The sequence below is a fragment of the Streptomyces sp. NPDC004031 genome (genome assembly GCF_053604375.1).
In genome coordinates this window covers 1-1,733 of sequence record NZ_JBSGHL010000151.1, presented here as the reverse complement: position 1 = coordinate 1,733, position 1,733 = coordinate 1, and the positions used below count along the sequence as shown (strand labels likewise).

Here is a 1,733-nt window from a genome sequence, read left to right as displayed (position 1 = left end):
GCTAGTGCTCTGACCGGGAAGGTTCGCCGAGGCGATCACTGTGCGGATAGCGAGGTCCCCCATAGGATCTTGGGCTCAGGCACGGACAGGAGGCCGATGGTGGAACAGCCGGGGATACGCCTTGAGGGCGACAATGCGTGGGTGGAGCTGGCTCGCGTCGAGGAGAACAGTTGGCGTGTCACCGCCGACTGGTGCACATGTCTGACAGCCGACTTCAGTGGGTACCTCAGCAGCGCTGAGGTCGTGGACTTCGCCACGCGGGTGCTCTCTCATCTGCGCGCGCCGTCAGGCGGAAGCTTCTCCGAGGCGGTGACCCCCGGTCGCAACAATCCGCTGGCCCTGACAATGACGCCCGTCGGGGACGGTTTCGCCTCCTTCGTGTGGCTCACCCCGCACGGTGACGATGACGTGTGCCACATGCAGATGGAGATCAGTCCGATAGATGCCTCTGAACTTCGTGAGCTGTTCGGTGCCCTCTGCACGGCACTGACGGAGTGACCCCGCAGGCGCCTACTCGGATCAGGCTGCGGTCGTCAGCGCCCGCCCGCCCCAGCGGATGCCTTTCTCGCTCCGGATGCGGGCGCGTTCGCGTCGCTGGGCGGCGAGGACGTCGGGGTGGCGGGCGTTGTTGTTGCGCCAGTGCAGGTAGGCGTGCAGGGCGCGGGTCTGCACGGTGTGGTTGGGGTGGTGGGAGTTGGCGATGGTGAACTGCCGCAAGGGTCCGAAGTGGGCCTCGATCGGGTTGGCCCAGGACGCGTAGGTAGGGGTGAAGCACAGCTCGACCCGGTTCTTGATCGCCCAGCGCCGGATGTGCTCGCCCTTGTGGGCGGACAGGTTGTCGAGGATCACGTAGATCGGGGCGCCGTCCGGGCGCATCGCGCGGATCGACTTCAGTGCGGCCAGGGTGTTCGCGGCGCCCTTCTTGCGCCGGTTGACGCCCCACAGGGTGTCGTCGCCGATGGAGTAGCAGCCGTGGAAGTAGCGGACTCCGTGGGTGCGGTGGTAAGTCGCGGGGTGCCGTTCGGGGCGACCGGCGGGAGCCCAGCCGGCTCCGGCGGTGGGGCGGATGCCGAGCGGGCCGAACTCGTCGAACGCGAACGCGCGGTCGGGGAAGTGCTCCAGGACCTCTTCGATGCGGTCGAGCTTGGCGTCGCGTTCCGGGTCCGGGGACTCCTTCCACGTCTTGGTCTGCTGGAATGTGATGCCGCGGCGGGCGAGCAGGCACCGTAATGCCTCGCGGCCGATACGGATCACTCGCCCGTGGACTTTCCGCAGGTAGGCGGCGAGTTTGCGGATGGACCAGCGGGTGAAGGGCTGGCCGAGCTTGGTCGGGCGGGTGGTGGCCGTCGCCACGACGAAGTCCTCCTCGTCAGGACTGAGCAGGCGGGGACGGCCTCCCGCCCACCGAGGGTCCAGGCAGGCCGTGCCGGTCCCGTTGAACCGGTGGATCACGTCGCGGACGGTGTCCTCGTCGGCCTGCACCAGCTGGGCGATCAGCGGCACCCGGTTCCCGGCGGCCGAGGCCAGCAGCATCATCGCGCGCCGGTACCGCACCGAACTGGTGCTACCCCGACGCACGATCTGTTGCAGCTTCTGCCCCTCCTGATCAGTCAACCTGCGCACACGAACAGGCTCGGACACACAACACCCCAACGGTCGGATCAACGGACGTCGCCGCACATCCAACCGCCGGAACAGTCAACCCGGTGAACCTTCCCGGTCAGAGCACTAGG

The 1,733-nt window shown here is 67.6% G+C and carries 2 protein-coding genes; one reads left to right on the top strand and one right to left on the bottom strand.

Annotated features, from left to right (window positions below; genetic code table 11):
• Positions 1 to 96 precede the first annotated feature (96 nt).
• Complete coding sequence (locus tag ACWERV_RS36755) at positions 97 to 498, top strand: hypothetical protein (RefSeq protein ID WP_452941235.1); 402 nt, start codon at positions 97 to 99, stop codon at positions 496 to 498.
• 21 nt (positions 499 to 519) lie between these two features.
• Here the strand turns inward: ACWERV_RS36755 and ACWERV_RS36750 are convergent, their stop codons facing one another.
• Positions 520 to 1,641 carry an IS630 family transposase gene (locus tag ACWERV_RS36750; RefSeq protein ID WP_452941233.1) on the bottom strand — a complete coding sequence of 374 codons (1,122 nt, stop codon included), beginning with the start codon at positions 1,639 to 1,641 and terminating at the stop codon, positions 520 to 522.
• Positions 1,642 to 1,733: the final 92 nt, after the last annotated feature.

What these genes read in the sequence shown, in the direction of transcription:
- ACWERV_RS36755 (WP_452941235.1), top strand. Translation starts at nt 97, where the DNA reads ATGGTGGAACAGCCGGGGATACGCCTTGAGGGCGACAATGCGTGGGTG.